Raw genomic sequence first — 20529 nt, 5'->3', positions numbered from 1 at the left:
CCCCTCTCCCCCCGCCGGGGGGGGGGGGGGGGGGCGCGCCGGTGTCCCGCCCCCCCGCCCCCCCCGACGCTCGACCGGCTCGATCCGGAAGAGCTGTTCACCGCACGTGGCGACCTGGCCGCGATCGCGGTCCACCCGCACCAACCGGACGGCCGGGTGCCGGAGGCGCTGCGGCTGCTCGGCGAGATCCGGGGCATCGACCGGGAAAGCTGGCAGCAGCTGATTTCCTCCGCCCAGCACGCCCGGATTCGTGCGTGGGACCTCGCCGAAGGGTCGTGAGTGATGATTCCGGTAAGAACCGGAATCATCACTCACGAACGCTTGCGGTTCAGGAACTCTGACATGTACCGCTGCGGTTCGCCGGTGTCGAACGCCGCGCCGAACTCGGTGACGCTGTTCGCGACTGCCTGGTCGATCGGCAGATCTTCCCAGGACCGCAGGAGTTCCTTCTGCCGGCGCACCGCCGCCGGGCCGAACTCGACGAACTTCCGCGCCATGCGCTCCACCGCGGCGTCGAGGCCGCTCGGTTCGCAGACCTCGTGCACCAGGCCCCAGGACAGCGCGGTGGCGGCGTCGATGTGGTCGCCGGTGAGGGTCAGCCAGGCGGTGCGGCCGGTGCCGATCAGCCGCGGCAGCAGCGCCGCGTGGATCACCGACGGGATGCCGACCGCGACCTCAGGCATCCCGAACCGCGCGTCGCTGCTGCTGATCCGCAGGTCGCAGGCGGCCGCCACCTCGAGGCCGCCGCCGAGGCACCAGCCGGGAATCCGGGCGATCACCGGGGCCGGGAACCGGCGCACCGACTCGCACAGGCCCCGGAGCCCGTCGATGAACTTCTCGGCGCTGCGTCGGTCCAGTGTGGACATCTCGTTGATGTCGGCGCCGCCGATGAAGGCACGCTCGCCGGTTCCCCGCAGCACCAGCACCCGGACCTCGGCGCGGTCGGCGAGCCCGTTGATCGCGGCCGTCACGTCCTCGATGACCGGCGTGCTGACGATGTTGAGCACCTTCGCATTCCTGATCGTGACCGTGGCGATGCCGTCTGCGGTCAGTTCCGCGGTCGCGTGCTGGGTGCTGGTGATCTCCGCCAATGCCACTCCCGTTAGCCGTCCTAAATATCTTGGCCGCACCCTAACCCGCCGACTCGCCGGGAACCAGACCTCCGCGCCGCCGGCCCGGACCTCCGCGGCGGCGTCCGCGAATCGGCGCGCGCTTGATCTCACCGGGTGAACTTCCCGCACCCGCACCGGCCGAACGCGCCGCAGGAAGCACGCCGCATCTGCCGGATTCCGGCCGATGACCTGCGACGATCCGAACCCGCTGCCCGGCGTGCCGGCAACCGCAACAAGCTCGGGCCCCTTTTCAGCCGCCCTATCGTCCGAATCATGAGCATTCCCACCGAGCCGATAGGAAGCATCCCCCGACCACCAGCACTGCAGGCGGCCACCGCCGAACACGCCGAAGGACGACTGAGCGACGCGGAACTGACGGCGCTCCAGGACCAGGCCACCGCCGACACCCTGACCAGGCTAGCGGAGCTGGGCTCCGCCGTCGTGGTGGACGGGGAGCAGAGCAAGCCGAGCTTCGCCACGTACCCGCTCGCGGGGCTCGACGCCCTCGACCCGCACGGCGTGGTCATTCCCTTCGCCGACGGGCACACCCGGCAGCTGCCCCACCTGACCGCGGGACCGTTCCGCTACCAGGTCCACGCGGACACCTACCTGCGAAACGCCCAGCGCCACACCGATCTCCCGATCAAGCAGGCGGTGATCGCGCCGTCCGCGCTCAGCCTGCTCTACCCGGCGGAGCCCATCGACGGCTACGCCCGCGAGGAGTTCCTGCGCGACCTCGCCGACGAGGCCGAGGCCGAGGCCGCGGCTGCCTGGACGCCGGAGCCCACCGCGTGCAGCTGGACTTCACCGAGGGGCGGCTGTCCCTGAAGCTGGACCCGACGGGCGGCGTGCTCGACGACTTCGTCGCCGTCAACAACGAAGTGCTCGGCCGGTTCTCCGACGCCGAACGGGCCCGCCTCGGCGTGCACACCTGCCCCGGCGGGGACCACGACTCCACCCACAGCCTGGACGTGGACTACGCGGGCCTGCTGCCGAAGCTCTTCCGCCTGCAGGTCGGCAACTACTACGTCCAGCTGGCGAGCGAGGCCGATCCCGAGCGCGTGCTCGGCATCATCGCCGAACAGTTACGCCCGGGCATCCGGGTGTTCGTCGGCGTGACCGACCCGGTCGCAAGCTCCGTCGAGACGCCGGAGGAGGTGCGCGACCGCGTGCTGCTCGCGGCCCGGCACATCCCCGCCGACCAACTGGGCACCTGCGACGACTGCGGCTTCTCGCCCTTCGCGGACGACACCTCGACCTCCCGCGAACTCGCGTTCGCCAAGATCGACGCGCGCGTGCGGGGAACCGCCTTGGCCACCCGAGAACTCGGCCTATGACGACTCGGACGGAAGCAAGCGGGTTCGCACGCACTTTCTGAGCACGAAAAGCAAGAACCCCGGCCGATGAAGATCATCGGGCGGGGCTCTTGAAACATTTGGTGCGCGATACTGGGATTGAACCAGTGACCTCTACCGTGTCAAGGTAGCGCTCTCCCACTGAGCTAATCGCGCGAGGCGGAGGCGGGAATCGAACCCGCGTACAGGGCTTTGCAGGCCCTTGCCTAAGCCACTCGGCCACTCCGCCGGACTCCGCATCCACGCCGAAGTCGGCTGGACCGCCAGAGAACCAGAGCGGACGACGGGATTCGAACCCGCGACCCTCACCTTGGCAAGGTGATGCGCTACCAGCTGCGCTACGTCCGCCTGCCTGCGACTTCGAAGCCCGGAAACCTCCGGGCCCGTCCGCCGCGTTGCACAGTGAACTCTAGACCACGCCCGCGACCGCGATCAAAGGGGGGTCCCAATCGCCCGGCGCGCCGCCGCGCCGGGCCGATCTTCCCCTCTGATCAGCCCAGGTCGTGGGGCAGCAATCGGGTCAGCGCCTCGTCCACGTCGACCCACAGGTTCTCATTGCCCGGCACCACCACGTCGTAGGTGCGGTCCAGGAAGTCCGCCAGCTCCTGCGCCGAGGCCTCGAACACCGCGTGACCGGACGGCGAGCTCAGCTCGATCGCCACGACCTCCGGGTCGTCGACCGCCGGCCGGATCGTCACGTCGCCCTCGCCCGCGTGCGCGATCAGCCCGTCGGCGAGCAGGTCGCGGGCGAACACCCACTCGACCCAGCCCGCGCGGCCGGTGCGGAACGCGGCCACCACCGCGTACGGATCCCGGGTGTCGTAACGCAGCTCGACCTGAACCGGCACAGCCGGCGTCTGCGGAGCCAACAGATCGAACACTGCCGTCGAACGCAGTGTCACGTGATCGTTACGCATTGTCCTCCCCTTCCTGCTCTCCTCCCGGTCCGCTTATCGACCGAGCAACACAGTTGTGACGCCTCATCGGGCCGAAACGCTCGCAACTCCCGCATAGATCACCCGTACGGGGCAGACCCAACTTCGCTGGGCAATCAAGCGAACGCGCAGCGTGTTCGGACGGCTCCGGTTTCGGGGCGGACCGCGCATCGGCCATCCCATCGCGAGACGAATCCGATCCGTTGTCCACACCGGAGGAAGATCCGCCGCGAACAAACCCGACAGAGGACGTTGAGTCGCAGGACCAGTACCCACCAGTGACCGAACTCCGCTACGTTCCGTAACCGAGCGAACCGCTCTTGCACCGAGCCTTCGATCCGTCGCCCTCGCCTTGCGAACCCCGCCGCCGCGCCCGGTCTGACCACCGGGTTTCCCACTTCGTCGAGCTCGCCTGACGTCCACTCAAGAATAGGCGATCGAGCCACCCGGCATTCTCGCAGCGCGACCCGCCGATGAGACGCTCGCCACCGCAGTTCCCCGTATCGGGCTAATGGTCCGAACCGTCTCCGTTATCGACCACGCGTACGCCCGAACGTCCGATCGAGAGTGGCGTCACACTGTGACCAGGATCGAAGGCCGACGACAGGGCCGAAAGACCCGACACCACCCACGACCGGCGATGATTCCGATCACACTTCGAACGCCGGCGGGCGAACCCGCTCCGGCCAACTGCGCGCTTGACACCCGGCCGCGCGGTCGCGGCCCCAACCAGCCCAGGCCCGTATTCTGACCCACATCGGACACCGCCGGCGACCGCCGCCACGATAGGTGTCCAACACCGACGAAACGTTCGCAACCGGGCAGGTGGACAACCCTGAACGACACGACCAAGTCGGGACCCCGCGACACCAACGCGGAACCCACCACGGACCGCCAGCGCGCGCCCAGGCTGCACGCCCTGCGGCGACGCCTGCACGCCTTCCGCCAACGCGTCCGCCGCAAGCCGGGCCTCAACATCACCTACCGAGTCGTGCTCGGCGTCTTCGGCACCGCCGTGCTCCTCGCCGGCATCCTGATGATCCCCTACCCCGGTCCCGGCTGGCTCGTGGTCTTCGCCGGCCTCGGCATCCTCGCCACCGAGTTCCACTGGGCCCACCGCGTCAACACCTTCGCCAAGCGCCACTACCAACGCTGGGTGCGCTGGCTCTCCCGCCAGCACCTCGCCACCAAGCTCGTCGTCATGGGCGCCACCTGCCTGATCGTCCTCGCCACCCTGTGGCTGCTGGGCCTGTTCAACACGGTCGGAGGCTGGTTCGGCCTGCACTGGACGTGGTTGGCCTCCCCCCTGTTCGGCCCCTGAAAACGATCGTGTATTGTTCTCTTCGTCCCCGGGAACGGGGACGAAACAACAAAACAAGGGCGATTAGCTCAGGGGGAGAGCGCTTCGTTCACACCGAAGAGGTCACTGGTTCGATCCCAGTATCGCCCACGCGTTCGTAAGTGAGCCCTGTCTACTCTTGTAGACAGGGCTCACTTGTATTTCGTTGTGGGGGTCAACCCCCACCCCCACGGTGCGGGCTCCTTGCGTGGGGAGCCGTTCCCGGCCTGGGTTTCCGACCAGCCTTCACCTTGGGCCGCTGTAAAGGTCGAGAGTGGTTGAATCGCTCGTCTCCCAAAACCCGCTGGACCATGTTCACCGGCACCCGCCATCAACGAGCCACGTCGCGCAACAGTGTCGGAGATCGTGGAACTTCAGCCCGCCGAACGCGCGGCGGGCGACCTGCTGGAGGATCGCGCTTGCCGACCGAGCTGGAGCTAGCCGAGATCTACGGCATGGCTCATGGCACCGTGCGGCGCGCCGTTTGCGGACCTTGCCGAGCGTGGTGTGATCGTGGTCGTTCATGGTCGGGATGCCCTTGTCGCGGCCAATGGGTGACGCAAGTGGCGGTGGCACTGCAGCGACGTGTTCGCCGAGACGCGCGACCTCACCAAGAATCGCCGGCAGTAGCGGGGCCGTGCGTTACTTGGCGATTCCCGGTTCAGGGGGGCGAATCGGCCAGCTCGTCGGTTACTCGGTCGCCAAGCAAGCCGCAGAATGCCAAGCGAGCCTGGCCGATCAGCCCGGGCCGCTGTTCGTTCCGGCCGACTGGCCGCACCTGAAGTTCTTCTTTGGGGTTTTGGGGTCAGGGTCTTGGTTGTTGGGTTGGGACTTCGGCTCTCGGGGTTGCGCTCAGGTAGTTTCCTACCCTGATCACCAGGAGGTTCATTTCGTAGGCGATCGTTCCCACGTCCGCGTCTTCTTCGCCCAGTACTGCTAGGCACGCTCCTGTTCCCGCTGCCGTTATGAAGAGGAACGCGTGGTCCAGCTCCACCAGCGTTTGCCTTACCCCGCCTCCGCCGAAGTGCCTTCCTGTTTCCTTCGCCAGGCTTTGGAACGCCGCCGCCATCGCCGCCAGGTGCTCTGCGTCCGCTGTGGACAGATCCGCCGACCTGGCCATCAGCAGGCCGTCCGCCGAGAGCACCACGCCGTCACGGGTTCCCACCACCCGGGCCACCAGGTCGTCCAGCAGCCAGTTCAGCTCACCATCGGGGCCGATCCTGTCGGTCATCCGCGCATTTCCCCTTCGTTGCCGGACCGGTCATTCCGCTTCCTCCGCCCGCCGCGCCGCGCGCGTTCCGCGTTGGAAAGCGGCCATGTTGCCACGCGTTCGCTCCGGCGAGTGCTCGGCACGCCCAGCCGAATCCGGCGGTTCCTCGCGCCGTTGGGGCACGAGGTTCTGCCCGTGCCCGCGGCGAGGCAGCGACGAACGCTCATCGCGGTCCACCGGCTGGACTCCCGATTCCTCCGCGGGCGGCGAATTCCGGGCCGCCGGCGCGGAATCCGGGCGGGTTCGCGGCGGGGTCGGCAATCGCGGTTCGAGTTCGTCCCGATCCATCGGCCGGGAGAAATCCGTCCTGGTGTCGAACATCGGCTCGGTCGCCAGGATTTCGGTCGGCAGGAGAACCGTCGCCACCGTGCCGCTGCCGGCCGCCTCTTGCAGGACGACCTTGATGCCGCGGCGCGCGGCGAGCTGCGCCACCACGAACAGCCCGAGCCGGGAATCGCCGCGCAACGTGATGTCCTCGAACCGCGGCGGCGTCGACAGCCGCACGTTGGCGTCATCGCGGTCCGCCGGGCGCATTCCCAGCCCTTCGTCCTCGATCCGCACCAGCACGCCGCGCGGCTCGCTGCCGCCGAACACCTGGACCTCCGAGTGCGGCGACGAGAACGAGGTGGCGTTGTCCAGCAGCTCCGCCAGCAGGTGGATCACGTCGCCCACCGGCGCGCCCACCAGTGAGACCTCGGGCATCGGATGCATCCGGATCCGGTCGTAGAGCTCGGTTTCGGCGACCGCCGCGCGCACCACGTCCGCCAGCCGCACCGGCTTGCGCCACTGCCGCCCCGGCTGCTCGCCGGCCAGGATGATCAGGTTCTCCGCGTTGCGGCGGGCGCGGGTGGCGAGGTGGTCGAGCCGGACCAGCGCGTCCTGCCGTTGCGGGTGCTCCTCGCCGCGCGCCAACTCGTCGAGCACCTTGAACTGGCGGTGCACCAGCCCCTGGTTCCGGTGGGCGATGCCCAGGAAGACCTTGTTGATACCGGCCTTCGCCTGGTTCTCCCGCACCGCCGCGACGACCGCGGTGTGGTGCGCGGTGTTGAAGGCCTCCGCCACCTGCCCGATCTCGTCGTTCCCGTGCTCCAGCGGGGAGAGCTCGGCCTCGACGTCGATCTGCTCGCCCCGCTTGAGCCTGGACATGATGTCGGGCAACCGCCCGCTGGCCAGCCGCAGCGTGTCGTCGCGCAGCTTCGCGAGCCTGGTCACCAGCGTCCGGTCGACCAGCCTCCGCGCGTTGCGCGCGGCGAGCACGATGCCGACCAGCACGGCCACCAGCGCCGCGAGGCTGCCCACGAGCACCTGGATGAGCCGGTCGGTCCCGTTCTGCAGGCCGAGGTCGGAGGTGGCCCTGGCCTGCTCGACGGCGATCGCGACCAGCTGCTCGGCAACCTCGTTGGTGGCCTGCCGCCACTCCGACTCGTCGACGGCGAAATTCCCGCTGCGCTGCGGCGGATGCTCGACGAGAGCGTGCTCGTAGCCGACCAGCCGCTGCCAGGCGGGGCTGGCGATGAGTCGCCGGTACAGCTCGACCGTGCCCGGCTCGGCGGCGGGCACCGCGGTTTCCAGCCGGGAGTGGTAGGCGCCGACCAGGGCCGCGAAGGACAGGTGGTCCTCGGTGTTGAACTCGCCGCCGACCAGCGCGGCACCGCCCAGCGATGCGGCCTGCGACATCTGGTCGGCTGCGCGGAACACGTCGGTCGCCGCCAGAGCGGCCTGGCTGACGTCCAGATCCGGCGCCACCCGCGACTGGGTGTCGAACAGGTTGACGCCGGCGTCGAGCAGCCGGTTGTAGAAGCGGAAGGTCTCCGCCCGGGACGAGGTCCCGGAGTCCGAGCGGGCCCGCTGCTGCGGCAGCTGAACCAGCAGCGCATCCAGGTCGCGCGCCCGGGTCGCGATCCGCGCCGGCGCGTCGTCGGCGAGCTGCCCGAGGTTGGCGCGCATCTCGCCGATGGCCCTGTCGGTTCTCACGCGTTGGGCGGTCAGCGCGGCCGGGTCGATGTCCGGCCGACTCAGCCGCTCCATCACCAGCTGGCGCTCCTTCTGCAGGGACGCCAGGCTGTTCACCGCCGGGATCGAGGCGCTCTTCACCCCGACCGCGATCACCCTCGCACTGAAACCCTCGTACACGGTCAGCGACGAGAATCCGAGCCAGAGGACCAGCAGGATCACGCTCGGCACTACGCCGACACGTGTCAGGCGGGCCCGGATCGTCCTGTACTCACTACCGGAACTGCTCGTCCGCGTCACAGTGCTCCGCTATGTCGAACCCCCTGCGACCAGCCCGCTTCCGCACCAGCGCGGGCGGTCGCGCGGCAAAACCCTAGCACAGGGTGATCATGAAAACACGGAAACGTTTCACCACCGGGCGCCCGCGGTCAGGCGTCGTAGTGCGGCTCCGTGCGCAAGAGGAACGTGACGTCGTCGCCGGGCTTGAGCTCGCGGGGCCCGGCGCCGCGGGTGAACAGCCGCGCGCCGGTGCTGCCGCCGAGCTCGGCGTGCTCGCCGCGAACCCGCAGCCAAGCGCCTTCCCGGATGCCCAGCACCGGAACGTCGTTGTCCTCCAGGAATTCCACGATCCGCTGCTCGCGGGTCTCGCCCATGTGCGTGCTGCCCGGATCGGGATCCTGGTAGTGCGGGTTGATCTGGAACGGCACCAGCCCGATCGCCTCGAACGACGGCGGCTCGACGATCGGCATGTCGTTGCTGGTGCGCAGGCTGGGGCAGGCCATGTTGGTGCCCGCGCTCGCGCCCATGTACGGCGTGCCGCCGCGCACCGCGTCGCGCAGCGCGGTGACCAGGCCGAGCCGGTGCAGCGTGGACAGCAGGCGGAAGGTGTTCCCGCCGCCGATGAACACGGCCTCGGCCTCGCGCACCGCCGCCACCGGGTCGTCGGCCCGGTGGATGCCGTCGACGGTGATGCCGAGCGGCGCGACCGCGGCCTGCACGGTCGCCGCGTAGCCGTCGTGGTCGCGCTTGGCGAACGGGACGAACAGCAGCCGCCCGCGACCGGCCAGCAGTTCGGTCACGGCTGGCATGGCGTGTTCGAGGAAACCCGTGCCGTGCTTCATCGAACTGGACAGCAGCAGCAGCTCCACGTCGGCCTTCTTTCCGGTTGGACACGTTTCCAAGCCAGGCTATCGCCACCCGTGGCCATCCACAGTGGACCGGGTCAGCGGGGCAGCGGCTGGGTGCGTTCGCTGGTGCCCTCCCACAGGTCTTCGACGTACTCCTGGAGGGTCTTGCCGAGCAGGTAGGCGCCAGCCGGGGCGACCACGGTGAACGTGTCGTCCGGGGACTCCGGGATCACGGCGGCGCGGCCGGACGGCGCGTGGTGCACGTCGATCCCGAACGGCCCGCTGCGCACCGCGCCGGAGGCGACGCGCAAGCCCACGGTCAAGCGGGCGGTCATCCCGTCCGCGCGCCGCAGCAGGTCGCCGATGGCCTGCGCGTCTTCCGGCGGCACGCGGCGGCGCTTGAGCTCGTAGGCCAGCCAGTCCACCTGGCGATCTCCGCGCTGCTCGGCGTCGGCGCGCGCCTCGGTCAGCACGCTGGTCGGCACGGTGACCTCGCAGCCATCGGCCGGTTCGCGGTCCGGCAGGCAGCCCACCAGCGCGGGCCACGGCGCATCGGGGCGGACCTTCTTCGCGGTCACCGACCCGTCCTGCACCAGCACTCGCGCCGCGTGGCCGTTGCCGACCGCCACGACGGCTCGCAGTTCGGCCTCGCCGGGGACGCTGACCTGCGCGAATCCGAACACCGATGCGCGCACCAGGTTCGCGGCCAGCTCGGCCCAAGGCTCGTCCGGCGCCCCGTCGGCCGCCTGCGGCTCCGCGATCAGGAACGCCGCGATCTCCGGCCCGACCGCGTGATCACGCAGCAGGCCGTCGAACTCCCGCAGGCTGCATCGCATCGCCGGCTCCGTGTCCACCAAGATCCGCTGTGGGCGGCAGGATATCCGGCGCGCTGCCCGCTTCGCGGCGTTTTGGCCGGAATCGACCGCGTCAGCGCTCTTCGACCTGGGGCCGGGTGCGGCGCACGATGCCGGCCAAGGCGCTGCTGACGATCGTGACGATCAGCGCGCCCCAGAACGCCGCCCAGAAGCCGTCGACGTGGAACGGCAGCCGGAGCTCGCCTGCCAGGTAGCTGGTCAGCCAGAACAGCAGCGCGTTGACCACCAGGCCGAACAGCCCGAGCGTCAGCAGGTAGAGCAGGCAGCCCAGTGTCTTCGCGATCGGCTTGAGCACCACGTTGACGATGCCGAAGATCACCGACACCGCCAGCAGCGTGAGGACCTTCGCCGTGGTGTCCTCGCCTTCCAGCGTGATCCCCGGCAGCGCGGTGGTGATCCACACCGAGACCATGGTGATCAGGATGTACAGCAGCGTTGCCACGACGCGCCCCTTCCTGCCGGTTTCCGCCACGAACATCATCGACGCTACCGGTGCCCGGGGGCTCCTCGCTCACGCGGCGTTGTGATCTCCGGTTCAGCTGAAGAGGGTCGCCATCAGCCGGAGGGCGTCGCCGTCGGTGTCGTCGTGCGCCTCGGCGAACCGGAAGACAAGGCCTTCGCGCAGGCCCCAGGGGCAGATCTCCAGCTCGTCCACGCCGATGGTGCGCAGGATCAGCTCGGCGACGATGGCCCCGGCCAGGATGCGGCGGGCGCGGCTGCGCGACACGCCGGGCAGCGCCGCGCGCTGCTTCTGGTCCAGCTCGGCCAGCCGCGGGATCCAGGGGCGCAGATTGGCGCGGGAGAGCCGGTCGGGGTGGCGGGCCACCTTGCCCGGCGAGCTCTCGGTGAGCACGGCCAGCTGCCGCAGCACCTTGGACAGCGCCACCGGATGCCCGAGGTCGCGATCGGCGAAGGTGCGCAGCGAGCCCGGGATGGTGCCGCGGACCGCCGCGACCAGCTCGTCGACCTGCGACGCCTGCGGCGGATCGTCCGGCAGGTACTGCCTGGTCAGCCGGGCTGCACCGAACGGCAGCGAGACCACGTCGGTCGGTTCGCCACCGGTTCCGGTGGCCACGTCTATGGTGCCGCCACCGATGTCCACTGTGGTCAGAACGGGGCCGGAGCGGCCGTGCCAGCGGCGGGCGGCGTGGTAGGTGACGGCGGCCTCGTCGCGCGGGCTGAGCACGCCGATGCGCACCCCGGCCGCCTCGCTCAGCCGCTGCCGCAGCTCCGCGCCGTTGACCGCGTCGCGCACCGCCGAGGTCCCGTACGCGATCAGCGCGTCGGGGCGCTCGTCGATGGCCGCGCGCACGCAGTGCCGCACCGCCCGCACCGCATGTTCGGCGCCCAGTTCGGTGACCAGGCCGTCCGCCCCGGTGTGCTCGGCGAGCCGGGTCCGGGCCTTCGCGCTCCAGTCGGCGCGCGGCATCCGGGACCGGTCGAGGTCGACGATTTCCAGGCGCGCAGCAGTGGACCCGATGTCCAGTAGAGCCAATTTCATGCCGCGACCGCCCGCACACCACGCGGCTCGTGGAGCGGCGCGGTGGAGGTAGTTGACGGCATGGTCCCATTGTCGGGGTCATTTCGACCGAAAATCCCGCCACGCCAAGGTTTTCTTGAGAGGTGTGTCACATTCTCCGGTCCGGGCGGCGTCTCCCGGTTCCATTTACCCGGCGGTAGCCTCTGGACAACCTCGGCGGCGTGGCCGACGCCCCGGCATCGCCGCTCGCCACAGACCGGAAGGGTTCGGCCGATGCGCATCGGGATGCCGCTGAACTACAGCGCAGGGTTCAAGGAAACCGTCGACGACCTGGCCACCTACGAGAAGGCCGGGCTGGACATCGTGTACGTCCCGGAGGCGTACTCGTTCGACGCGGTCAGCCAGATGGGCTTCATCGCCGCCCGCACCGAACGCCTGGAGATCGCCTCCGGCATCCTGCAGATCTACACCCGCACGCCGACGCTGACCGCGATGACCGCGGCGGGCATGGACTTCGTCTCCGACGGCCGGTTCACCCTCGGCATCGGCGCGTCCGGGCCGCAGGTCATCGAGGGCTTCCACGGCGTGCCCTACCACGCGCCGCTGGGCCGCACCCGCGAGATCGTCGACATCTGCCGCCAGGTCTGGCGCCGGGAGAAGGTCCAGCACGAGGGCAAGCACTACAGCATCCCGCTGCCCGCCGACCAGGGCACCGGACTGGGCAAGCCGCTGAAGATCATCAACCACCCGGTGCGCGACCGGATCCCGATCATGATCGCCGCGATCGGCCCGAAGAACGTCGAGCTGGTCGCCGAGATCGCCGAAGCCTGGGAGCCGATCTTCTACCTGCCGGAGCGGGCGGCCGAGGTGTGGGGCGAGCCGCTGGCGGCGGGCAAGGCGAAGCGCGACGCGTCGCTGCCGCCGCTGGACGTGGTCGCCCAGGCGCCGCTGGCCATCGGCGAGGGCCTCGACGACCTGCTGGACTTCGCCCGGCCGCACGTGGCGCTCTACGTCGGCGGGATGGGCGCGAAGGGCAAGAACTTCTACAACAACCTGGCCCGACGCTACGGCTTCGAGGCCGAGGCGGAGCTGATCCAGGACCTCTACCTCAGCGGCAAGAAGGAGGAGGCCGCCGCGGCGGTGCCGCGCGAGCTGCTGGAGAAGACCTCGCTCGTCGGCACGGCGAGCCACGTCAAGGAGCGGCTGGCGGCACTGAAGGAATCGGGCGTCACGACGCTCAACGTGACGCCGCTGGCGGGCGACGCGGCCGGCCGGGCCAAGCTCATCGAACAGGTCAAGCAGCTCGCCACCGACGTGTGAGCCGCAGTGACGGGCGCCTTCAACCGGCCGGTCGAAGGCGCCCGTCACCCGGCTCCCAATCTTGTCAATGGCAAGATGGGAAGCATGAGCACGGAGCGGCCCTACCACCACGGAGATCTCCGGCAGGCCCTGCTGGACACGGCGGTCGAAATGATCGCCGAGCACGGCCCCGCGCAGCTGAGCCTCCGGGATCTGGCCCGGCGCGCCGGCGTTTCGCACGCCGCGCCGCGACACCACTTCAAGGACAAGGCCGGGCTGTTCACCGCCCTGGCCGCGGAGGGCTACCGGCTGCTCGCGGACGCCCTGGCCGACGAGCTGCCACTGATCGAGCTGGGTGCCCGCTACGTCGGCTTCGCGGTGGCGCACCCGTGCCACTTCGAGGTGATGCACCAACCGGACCGGTGCCACCCCGACGACCCCGACCTGCTCGCCGCGAAGGCCCGGGCCTGGGACGCGCTGCGCGCCGGCCTGCCCGCGGCCCTTGATGAGCCCGCGGTCGAGCGGGCTGCGCTGGCGGCGTGGTCCATCGCGCACGGCTTCGCGACGCTCCGCCTGACCGGCAGCCTCCCGGCGGCGGCGCGCGACCGGGATCCGGCCGAGGCGTTCCGCGACATCGCCGGGCTCCTCAACGTCGACCCCGGCTAGCGTTTCCGCAGGTGAATGCCCGTGAGTACTTTGGGCTGCTGGTAGAGGCTGTTTTGGATGTGGTGACGTGCGGATGTGGTAACGCGGGCGTTTTGTACTTGAAGCGGCGCAGCCGCTTAACCCACCCCACACAACCCGCACCGCCGCGGGTTCTCAGAGGCCTTCTCGCGAGGACAGCCCCGACGTGGTGAATTGGCCATTCATGATGTCGGGGATCCCACAGCGAGAAGACCTCTGAGGTTCCGCCACCCACACCGCCACGCAGGACGAGTTTGGAAACAGGCTCTACAGCGACCCAAAGTACTCACGGGTCCTGACCAGGCGACCTAGGCTTCCGCCACCGCTTCGCGGGCGTGCTGCGGCTTCGCCGAGCCGGATTTGTGGGTTTCGCGCAGCAGCAGCACCGAAGCCAGCGTGCACAGGCCCATCAGCAGCAGGTACACCGACACCGACGCCGAGCTTCCGGTGGCCGCCAGCAGGGCGGTCATGATGAACGGCGTTCCGCCACTGACCAGGATCGCCGCCAGCTGGTAGGCCAGCGACGCGCCCGAGTAGCGGACCCGCGGCGCGAACAGCTCGCTCAGGTACGCCGCCAACGGCCCGTAGGTCAGGCTCGACCCGATGCTGCCCACCGTCGCCGCGATCGCCACCCCGGCGATCGACGCGGTGTCGACCAGCCAGAAGAACGGGAACGCCCACAGCGCCAGCAGGCCCGCGCCGACCAGGATCAGCGGGCGCCTCCCCCAGCGGTCCGACAGCGCGCCGCTGGCGAAGATCACGACGATGCCGATCGCGGACGACACCAGCGTCACCGCCAGCAGCGACTGGCGCGGCATGCCCAGCTCCCGGGTTCCGTAGTCGAGCAGGCCCGAGATGCTGATGTAGAAGATCGAGTTGGTGGCGAACAGCAGGCCCGCGCCGAGCAGCACGGTTCGCTTGCTGGTGCGCAGCACCTCCATCAGCGGCGCCTTGACGACCTCCGCGTCCGCCTTCTCCTTGCGATCCTTCAGCTCCTGGAACACCGGGGTGTCCTCGATCTTCATCTGGATGTACAGGACCACCGGCGCCAGCACCGCGCTGGCCAGGAACGGGATCCGCCAGCCCCACGCCTGGAACGCCTCGGGGCTCAGCGCCGCGCCGACCGCCAGGAACGTGACGTTGCCGAGGATCACGCCGAACGGCACGCCCATCTGCCCGAAGGTGCCCGCCATCCCGCGCCGGCCGCTGCCCGCGTTCTCGGTGAGCAGCAGGACGATGCCGCCCCACTGCCCGCCAACCGCGATGCCCTGCAGGAACCGCAGCGTCACCAGCAGGATCGGCGCGAACACGCCGATCGAGTCCGCGCCGGGCAGCACGCCGATCAGGAACGTCGCCGTGCCCATCATGATCAGGCAGGTCACCACGGCCGGCTTGCGGCCGATCTTGTCGCCGAGGTGCCCGAAGATCAGGCCGCCGACGGGCCGGGCGATGAAGCCCGCCCAGAACGTCGCGAACGAGAGCAGGACGCCGATCAGCGGGCTGGCGCCGGGGAAGAACAGGTGACCGAAGACCAGGGCGGCGGCCGTCGCGTAGATGAAGAAGTCGTACCACTCGATGGAGCTGGCGATCAGCGCCGCGATCATCAGCTTCTTGGGGGTTCTGCTGGCGTGCGTCGTCGGGTCACTCGCAGTCATAGACAGACTCCCTTGGCTTGGCGACTGGAGACCAAGATCACTTTCAGACCGACCGGTTGGTACGACTGTGATGTGCGTCTCTGCCCACGTCAAGACCGAATTCACATCCAGACCGAAGCCGTCTCAGTGCCCCATTTGCGCGTTCGGCTGGTCACGACGGAGTAACTCGTCCGGCTTCCCCGCACCCGGATGGGCGGCACTTGATCGCGTCGGCGGGTTCGAGCAGGGGAGACTGTCGGCGTGACTGGATCGACGCTGCTGCACCTGCTGCCGCTGAACACCTTCCACACCGACCGGAACTCCCCCGTCGGATCCGCCAGCCTCGACACCGAGGGCTTCGTGCACTGCTCACCCGACGAGCGCACCGCGCTCGCGGTGGCGAACACTCGATATCTCGAAACGACCGAACCGATGGTGGCGCTGGAGCTGGACCCGGCGAAGCTGTCGGCGCCGGTGCGCTGGGAGGAACCGACCCCGGCGCGCCCCGAGGGCATGCCGGCGGATGCGCTGATGCCGCACGTGTACGGGCCGCTGGAGCGGGAGGCGGTGATCGGCGTCCGCTATGCCCGGCGCGACGCGGCGGGCCGCTTCCTGAGCCTGGAGACGCGCAGCCGGACCGCCGAGGAGTTCGACCTGCTGCCGCACCCGGAGGGCGGCTGGTACCGGCAGACCTGGGCCGGGCCCGTCCAGATCGAGCACAACGGCGGCACGCGGTCGAGCGCGACGATGATCTACTTCCTGCTCCCGCCCGGCCAGCTGTCCGCCTGGCACACGGTCGCCTCCGACGAGCTGTGGCTGTGGCACCGGGGCGGGCCGCTGACGCTGTGCCTGGGCGGGGACGGGCCGCGCCCGGTCGACGAACCCGAGCGGTTGGTGCTCGGCGCCGGCGCCGGTCAGGCCCCGCAGGCCGTGGTCCCGGCCGGCACCTGGCAGTGCGCGAGCGCCGCCGCGACGGTCGAGTCGCTGGTCAGCTGCGTTGTTTCGCCAGGCTTCGACTTCGCCGACTTCCGCGTTCTGTAGGCCGGTCGAAGGAGTGCCGGGGCCCTGGGCGGCGCATCGCGCCGGGGCCGCCGGCCGGTGCCACGTTGCGGCCGCGGATCGCCTCGGCCGACATCCGCAGCATCGCGAGGAACACCGCGAACACGATGGCGAGGGCGTTGCGCCGGGTTCGCGGGCGCACGCCCAGCGCCGCGCGCTGCTGCCGGTACTCGGCGACGAGATTGCCGGTTTCGCGATGTCGGCCGCGAGCGGTTTCACGGCGCGGCACGCCGGAACCGAGCATCTTCCGCTCCACCCAGGACATCGTGATCAGCGATCCGATGATCGCTCCGATGCCGACCGCGGCCGCCAACCCGAAACCTGCCAGCGAATTGATCACCGGCACCACCCCCCACAACGCAGCGGACCACCACTTTCCAGCGACTGTTGCCGTCGACGCGAACCGGCACCGCACCAATGCCGATTCCGCTGTGGCCCTTGGAGATTCACCGTAATTCGGGACGTTCATGACCGCTGGGCGTGAACCGCTCCCCTCGCCCGAACAGGTGAAAAGTGATCAGGTTCGCCGATTTCGCCGGACCACTGGCGCGGCGTGATCGGACGGACAGTTCTTGATCGGGCAAACAGCGCTGAACCGGAGCTACCATCGAATTCGGGTCCGGCAGCTTCCGCGCGACCTGGCGCAGCGCCGGGCAACCCGCCGCGATCGGCGCGCGTGTTCCACAGCAGTCCGGTGTTCGCACCGGAATGGTCGACGGACCGCGATTTCAGGGGAGGTAATCGGGTCGTGAGACGTTACACCGTCCACCTGCTGTTCCATCTGCTTGCGATCGCGGCCGGTGCCGCGTGCGGCATCGCGGGCGGGCTGTGGTGGTTCGGCGACGACCCGAGCAGCCTGTGGCTGGCGGTCGGCGCACTGGCCGTCGGGGTCATCGTGCTGATCCTGGAATCGCTGTACATCAGCGCCGACCAGCCGTCCCCACCGTCCCCACCGCGGCCGCCGCGGCCGCCGCTGGAGTCGCGGCCGCGGATCCCGGTGCCGCCTCGCGAGCACACCCGGCCCGATCTCGAACCCGTGGCGGCCCCGCCGTCGGACACGCTGCTCCAGCCGTCGATGGACGCCGGCAGATCCGTCGACCAGGAGACCAAGACCTCGGCGATCGACGCGCTCGACGAGCAGTGGGGCGCCGACCGATCGACCCGCCAGGTCTGATCCGCGACCGGCCGCACGCAACCTGAACGCACTCCGGAGCGTCCTACGGACGCAAGATCCACAACCAGGAGTGCCACGATGGCTACGCAGGACCATGCAGTCCTCGCCAGGGACGTGCGGCGCAGATTCGGCGCGGTGGAAGCCGTGCGCGGGCTGGATCTCGACGTTCCCTACGGCGAGGTGACCGCGCTCGTCGGACCGAACGGCGCGGGCAAGACGACGTTGCTGTTGATGTTGGCCACCCTGCTGGCGCCCGACTCGGGCGAGCTGCGGGTGGCCGGCCTCGACCCGGTGGCGGATCCGCTGGCGGTGCGCCGCCGGCTCGGCTGGATGCCGGACGCCTTCGGCGTGTACGACCAGCTGACCACCCGCGAGTACCTGGACTTCTTCGCCGCCGCCTACCGGATCCCGCCCGCCGATGCGCGGGCCCGGATGGCCGAGCTGCTCGACCTGGTGCACCTGGCGGAGTTCGCCGACCAGCCGGTGCACGTGCTCTCGCGCGGCCAGAAGCAGCGCCTCGCGGTCGCTCGCGCGCTCGTGCACCGGCCGTCGGTGCTGCTGCTCGACGAGCCCGCGTCGGGCCTCGACCCGCGTTCCCGCGTCGAGCTGCGCGACCTGCTGCGCGCCCAGGCGGCGGAGGGCACCGCGGTGCTGGTGTCGAGCCACATCCTCAGCGAGCTGGCCGAGGTCGCGGACCGGGTCGCGTTCGTCAACGGCGGCCGGACCGCCGGCCAGCACCGGATGGACGAGCTCGATCATCGCGCGGTGTGGCGGGTGCGCGCGCTCTCCGGCGACCTGCCCGCCGCCTTGGATCGGCACGGGGTCGAGCACGCCGCCCACGCCGCCGGGGTCGATGTGCAGGTCGCCTCCGAGCAGGCCGCGGCGGAGCTGCTCGCGCGGCTGGTCACCGACGGCGTGCAGGTGTCCAGCTTCGCCCCGACCGGCAACCACCTGGAGTCCGCCTACCTGGCCTACACCGAGGAGCGCCGATGACCCTCAGCGGCATCAAGATCGTGGCCAAGCAGGAGTTCCGGGTGCGGCTGCGCACCGGCCGGTGGCGGTGGCTGCTGGCCGCGTGGTTCGTCGTCGTCGCGGCCTTCGCCGCCCTGCTCAGGTACGCCTTGGCGATCGAGCGCGCGAATTCCGAGATCGCCAACGAGAACACCGGCATCCCGCTGTTCGGCGGCGTGATGCTGTTCGTGCTCGCGCTGGCGCTGCTGGTAGCACCGGCGCTGACGGCGCAGTCGATCAACGGCGACCGCGAGCGCGGCACCCTCGCCACGGTGCAGGCGACGCCGCTGTCGGCGTGGGAGATCACGCTGGGCAAGTTCGCGGCGGCCTGGATCACCGGGCTGGTCTTCCTCGGGCTGACTCTGCCGTTCGTCGTGTGGGCGCTGTTCGAGGGCGGCGTCGGCCCGTTGCGCGCCCTCGCGGTGCTCGCGATCGTCGCGCTGCTGATCGGCGTAATCTGCGCGATGGCGCAGGGCCTTTCCGCGCTGTTCGCGCGCGGGATCACCTCGACGCTGATGTCCTACCTGCTGGTGTTCGCCCTGACCGTGGGCACGGTGATCGTCTTCGGGCTGTCCCTGCCGCTGACGATGAAGGAGCACCACTACACCCCGACCGGCGGCGAGAACGACCTCTACTCCGAGCCCTACACCTACCGGGCGCCGGAGCCGCAGTACGTCTGGTGGCTGATGGCGCCGAACCCGTTCGTCGTGCTGGGCGACGCCGCGCCGGCCCCGCCGAGCCGGATCAACCCGCGGACCGGCGAGGAAGAACCGGTCATCGAGATGGATCCGCTCAGCACCATCGGCATGATGGCGCGCTCCATGCGGATGGATCAGCGGGAATACGGCAGGGACGCCCTGGCGGCGAGCCCGGCCGTGTGGCCCTACGGGCTCGGCTTCAACGTGCTGCTCGGGGCCGGGGCGCTGTGGCTGAGCGCGAACCGGCTGCGCACGCCGGTGCGCGGGCTCACCCGCGGCGTGCGGATCGCCTGACCCCGCCTGCCCGCTGAGCCGGGGATCCCCGGCTCAGCGGATCGGCAGCAGCACGCCGTGCTCGGATTCCGGGCGCGGGCCCAGGATCCGGCGCTCGGCCCCAGTGATCGCGACGTCGTTGATGCTGGCCTCGCGGCGGCTCATCAGCCCGTCCTCGGTGAACTCCCAGAGCTCGTTGCCGTAGCTGCGCCAGCACTGCCCGGCGGCGTCGCGGCACTCGTACTGGAAGCGGACCGCGATGCGGTTGCCGCGGAAGCCCCACAGTTCCTTGCGCAGCGCGTAATCCAGCTCGCGCGCCCACTTCTCGCGCAGGAAGACCACGATCTCGTCCCGGCCGGTGACGAACCGGTCCCTGTTTCGCCACACCGAATCCGGCGTGTAGGCCAGCGCGACGCGTTCGGGATCGCGGGTGTTCCAGGCGTCTTCGGCGGCCTGCACCTTCTGGGCCGCGGTCTGCTCGTCGAACGGCGGATAGGGCGGACGCGACATCTCTCGTGACTCCCAACTGGAGAACGGTCGCTCTCCGCGACGCCCGCTAGAGTAGAGAACGACCGTTCTCCCGACAACCCCGGAGTGTTTCGCGTGCAGCGCCACGAGGCCGAGTCGAAGCTGCTGGACACCGCCGAAGCCCTGTTCTACGAACGCGGCATCCAGGCCGTCGGCATGGCCGAACTGCGCACCGCGTCCGGAGTGTCGCTCAAGCGCTTCTACCAGTGCTTCACATCCAAGGACGAGCTGGTCGAGGCGTACCTGCGCCGCCGCGACGAGCGCTGGCGCAGCGCGCTGTCCACATACGTCGCACGAGATGACCGCAGTCCCGAGCAGGCCGTCCTCGCGGTTTGCGACTGGCCGCACGACTGGTTCGCCGAGCCCGGCTTCCGCGGCTGCGCGTTCCTCAACTCCTTCGGCGAGCTCGGCGGCAGCTCGCCGGCAGCCGCCGCGGCGGCGCGCGATCACAAGGACGAACTGCGGCACTACCTGCGGAAACTGGTCGGCGAATTGGACGTCGCCGACCCCGACCAGCTCGCCGAGCAGCTGCTCGTCCTGGTCGACGGCGCGACCGCCACGGCCGCCGTCGGCGGAGACCCCGGCCCGGCCCGCAGCGCTCGCGCCGCCGCGGCCGCGCTGATCACGGCCGCCTCACGATGCGCTGGATCATCTTGCCCGAAGTGACTTAAGACACAATCCTGTCTTCAGGTACGCCGATGCGGCGCGAGCGGGCCGACGGTC

19 protein-coding genes, 4 tRNA genes and 2 pseudogenes are annotated in these 20529 nt (G+C 70.0%); 11 read left to right on the top strand and 14 right to left on the bottom strand.

Annotated features, from left to right (window positions below):
* Nucleotides 1-279 (top strand): annotated as a pseudogene (locus AB0I53_RS15400) (hypothetical protein); the annotation flags it as partial.
* Nucleotides 280-311: 32 nt separating this feature from the next.
* Here AB0I53_RS15400 and AB0I53_RS15395 read toward each other — a convergent pair.
* Nucleotides 312-1097: an enoyl-CoA hydratase gene (locus AB0I53_RS15395; RefSeq protein WP_358602263.1), complete on the bottom strand. Its 786-nt coding sequence runs from the start codon at nucleotides 1095-1097 to the stop codon at nucleotides 312-314.
* Between the two features lie 288 nt (nucleotides 1098-1385).
* On the opposite strand from AB0I53_RS15395, the pseudogene AB0I53_RS15390 reads away from it, so the two are divergent.
* Nucleotides 1386-2449, top strand: a pseudogene (locus AB0I53_RS15390) (cobalamin-independent methionine synthase II family protein).
* A 99-nt stretch (nucleotides 2450-2548) separates the two neighbouring features.
* Here AB0I53_RS15390 and AB0I53_RS15385 read toward each other — a convergent pair.
* The 4 genes from AB0I53_RS15385 to AB0I53_RS15370 all read right to left on the bottom strand — a co-directional run bounded on the left by AB0I53_RS15385 (nucleotide 2549) and on the right by AB0I53_RS15370 (nucleotide 3384).
* Nucleotides 2549-2623 (bottom strand) — tRNA-Val (locus AB0I53_RS15385).
* A gap of 1 nt (nucleotide 2624) precedes the next feature.
* Nucleotides 2625-2696 (bottom strand) — tRNA-Cys (locus tag AB0I53_RS15380).
* A gap of 46 nt (nucleotides 2697-2742) precedes the next feature.
* Nucleotides 2743-2815 (bottom strand) — tRNA-Gly (locus AB0I53_RS15375).
* Between the two features lie 143 nt (nucleotides 2816-2958).
* Nucleotides 2959-3384 (bottom strand): SsgA family sporulation/cell division regulator, encoded by a 426-nt coding sequence (locus tag AB0I53_RS15370; protein ID WP_093153719.1) that lies wholly within the window; start codon nucleotides 3382-3384, stop codon nucleotides 2959-2961.
* A gap of 928 nt (nucleotides 3385-4312) precedes the next feature.
* Between AB0I53_RS15370 and AB0I53_RS15365 the strand changes: the two genes are divergently transcribed.
* A complete protein-coding gene (locus tag AB0I53_RS15365; protein ID WP_358602286.1) occupies nucleotides 4313-4723 on the top strand; it encodes a TIGR02611 family protein in 411 nt (136 codons plus the stop codon).
* 57 nt (nucleotides 4724-4780) lie between these two features.
* Nucleotides 4781-4852: transfer RNA gene (locus tag AB0I53_RS15360), tRNA-Val, on the top strand.
* A gap of 694 nt (nucleotides 4853-5546) precedes the next feature.
* Here AB0I53_RS15360 and AB0I53_RS15355 read toward each other — a convergent pair.
* The 6 genes from AB0I53_RS15355 to AB0I53_RS15330 form a co-directional block, all read right to left on the bottom strand.
* The gene (locus tag AB0I53_RS15355; protein WP_358602260.1) at nucleotides 5547-5972 is read right to left on the bottom strand and encodes a roadblock/LC7 domain-containing protein; all 426 of its coding nucleotides are present in this window, start codon (nucleotides 5970-5972) and stop codon (nucleotides 5547-5549) included.
* Between the two features lie 30 nt (nucleotides 5973-6002).
* Nucleotides 6003-8186, bottom strand: coding sequence for a nitrate- and nitrite sensing domain-containing protein (locus AB0I53_RS15350; RefSeq protein ID WP_358602257.1), 2184 nt, complete (start codon nucleotides 8184-8186; stop codon nucleotides 6003-6005).
* Nucleotides 8187-8392: 206 nt separating this feature from the next.
* Nucleotides 8393-9112, bottom strand: coding sequence for a dipeptidase PepE (pepE, locus tag AB0I53_RS15345; RefSeq protein ID WP_358602254.1), 720 nt, complete (start codon nucleotides 9110-9112; stop codon nucleotides 8393-8395).
* 74 nt (nucleotides 9113-9186) lie between these two features.
* Nucleotides 9187-9927: an ESX secretion-associated protein EspG gene (locus AB0I53_RS15340; protein WP_358602252.1), complete on the bottom strand. Its 741-nt coding sequence runs from the start codon at nucleotides 9925-9927 to the stop codon at nucleotides 9187-9189.
* 91 nt (nucleotides 9928-10018) lie between these two features.
* The gene (locus tag AB0I53_RS15335; protein ID WP_358602249.1) at nucleotides 10019-10408 is read right to left on the bottom strand and encodes a phage holin family protein; all 390 of its coding nucleotides are present in this window, start codon (nucleotides 10406-10408) and stop codon (nucleotides 10019-10021) included.
* Between the two features lie 93 nt (nucleotides 10409-10501).
* On the bottom strand, nucleotides 10502-11467 hold the full coding sequence (locus AB0I53_RS15330; RefSeq protein ID WP_358602246.1) for an exopolyphosphatase: 966 nt from the start codon (nucleotides 11465-11467) through the stop codon (nucleotides 10502-10504).
* A gap of 252 nt (nucleotides 11468-11719) precedes the next feature.
* Between AB0I53_RS15330 and AB0I53_RS15325 the strand changes: the two genes are divergently transcribed.
* Both AB0I53_RS15325 and AB0I53_RS15320 read left to right on the top strand, forming a co-directional pair.
* Nucleotides 11720-12766, top strand: a complete 1047-nt coding sequence (locus AB0I53_RS15325; RefSeq protein ID WP_358602243.1) for an LLM class F420-dependent oxidoreductase — start codon at nucleotides 11720-11722, stop codon at nucleotides 12764-12766.
* An 84-nt stretch (nucleotides 12767-12850) separates the two neighbouring features.
* Nucleotides 12851-13411, top strand: coding sequence for a TetR/AcrR family transcriptional regulator (locus tag AB0I53_RS15320; RefSeq protein WP_358602240.1), 561 nt, complete (start codon nucleotides 12851-12853; stop codon nucleotides 13409-13411).
* Between the two features lie 326 nt (nucleotides 13412-13737).
* Here AB0I53_RS15320 and AB0I53_RS15315 read toward each other — a convergent pair whose 3' ends face one another.
* Entirely contained in the window at nucleotides 13738-15084 is a 1347-nt protein-coding gene (locus AB0I53_RS15315) for an MFS transporter (RefSeq protein ID WP_358602237.1), read from the bottom strand.
* Nucleotides 15085-15324: 240 nt separating this feature from the next.
* Between AB0I53_RS15315 and AB0I53_RS15310 the strand changes: the two genes are divergently transcribed.
* Nucleotides 15325-16104 (top strand): cupin domain-containing protein, encoded by a 780-nt coding sequence (locus AB0I53_RS15310; RefSeq protein ID WP_358602234.1) that lies wholly within the window; start codon nucleotides 15325-15327, stop codon nucleotides 16102-16104.
* Here the strand turns inward: AB0I53_RS15310 and AB0I53_RS15305 are convergent.
* Nucleotides 16052-16462, bottom strand: coding sequence for a hypothetical protein (locus AB0I53_RS15305; RefSeq protein ID WP_358602231.1), 411 nt, complete (start codon nucleotides 16460-16462; stop codon nucleotides 16052-16054). The two genes, AB0I53_RS15310 and AB0I53_RS15305, sit on opposite strands and share 53 nt — an antisense overlap.
* A gap of 408 nt (nucleotides 16463-16870) precedes the next feature.
* On the opposite strand from AB0I53_RS15305, the gene AB0I53_RS15300 reads away from it, so the two are divergent.
* From AB0I53_RS15300 to AB0I53_RS15290, 3 genes are all read left to right on the top strand, one after another.
* Nucleotides 16871-17296 (top strand): hypothetical protein, encoded by a 426-nt coding sequence (locus AB0I53_RS15300; protein WP_358602229.1) that lies wholly within the window; start codon nucleotides 16871-16873, stop codon nucleotides 17294-17296.
* Nucleotides 17297-17374: 78 nt separating this feature from the next.
* Nucleotides 17375-18289 carry an ABC transporter ATP-binding protein gene (locus tag AB0I53_RS15295; RefSeq protein ID WP_358602227.1) on the top strand — a complete coding sequence of 305 codons (915 nt, stop codon included), beginning with the start codon at nucleotides 17375-17377 and terminating at the stop codon, nucleotides 18287-18289.
* Nucleotides 18286-19299, top strand: coding sequence for an ABC transporter permease (locus AB0I53_RS15290; RefSeq protein ID WP_358602224.1), 1014 nt, complete (start codon nucleotides 18286-18288; stop codon nucleotides 19297-19299). The genes AB0I53_RS15295 and AB0I53_RS15290 overlap by 4 nt, the downstream gene beginning before the upstream one ends.
* Nucleotides 19300-19332: 33 nt before the next feature.
* On the opposite strand, the gene AB0I53_RS15285 is transcribed toward AB0I53_RS15290, so the two are convergent.
* Complete coding sequence (locus tag AB0I53_RS15285) at nucleotides 19333-19788, bottom strand: nuclear transport factor 2 family protein (protein ID WP_358602221.1); 456 nt, start codon at nucleotides 19786-19788, stop codon at nucleotides 19333-19335.
* Nucleotides 19789-19881: 93 nt separating this feature from the next.
* Between AB0I53_RS15285 and AB0I53_RS15280 the strand changes: the two genes are divergently transcribed.
* The gene (locus AB0I53_RS15280; protein WP_358602218.1) at nucleotides 19882-20472 is read left to right on the top strand and encodes a TetR/AcrR family transcriptional regulator; all 591 of its coding nucleotides are present in this window, start codon (nucleotides 19882-19884) and stop codon (nucleotides 20470-20472) included.
* The last annotated feature ends 57 nt before the right edge of the window (nucleotides 20473-20529 follow it).

The organism is Saccharopolyspora sp. NPDC050389, from assembly GCF_040655595.1.
Classification (GTDB): Bacteria; Actinomycetota; Actinomycetes; order Mycobacteriales; family Pseudonocardiaceae; genus Saccharopolyspora.
Note: the sequence above shows the minus strand (reverse complement) of the source record. Positions and strands in the feature narration are given on the sequence as shown.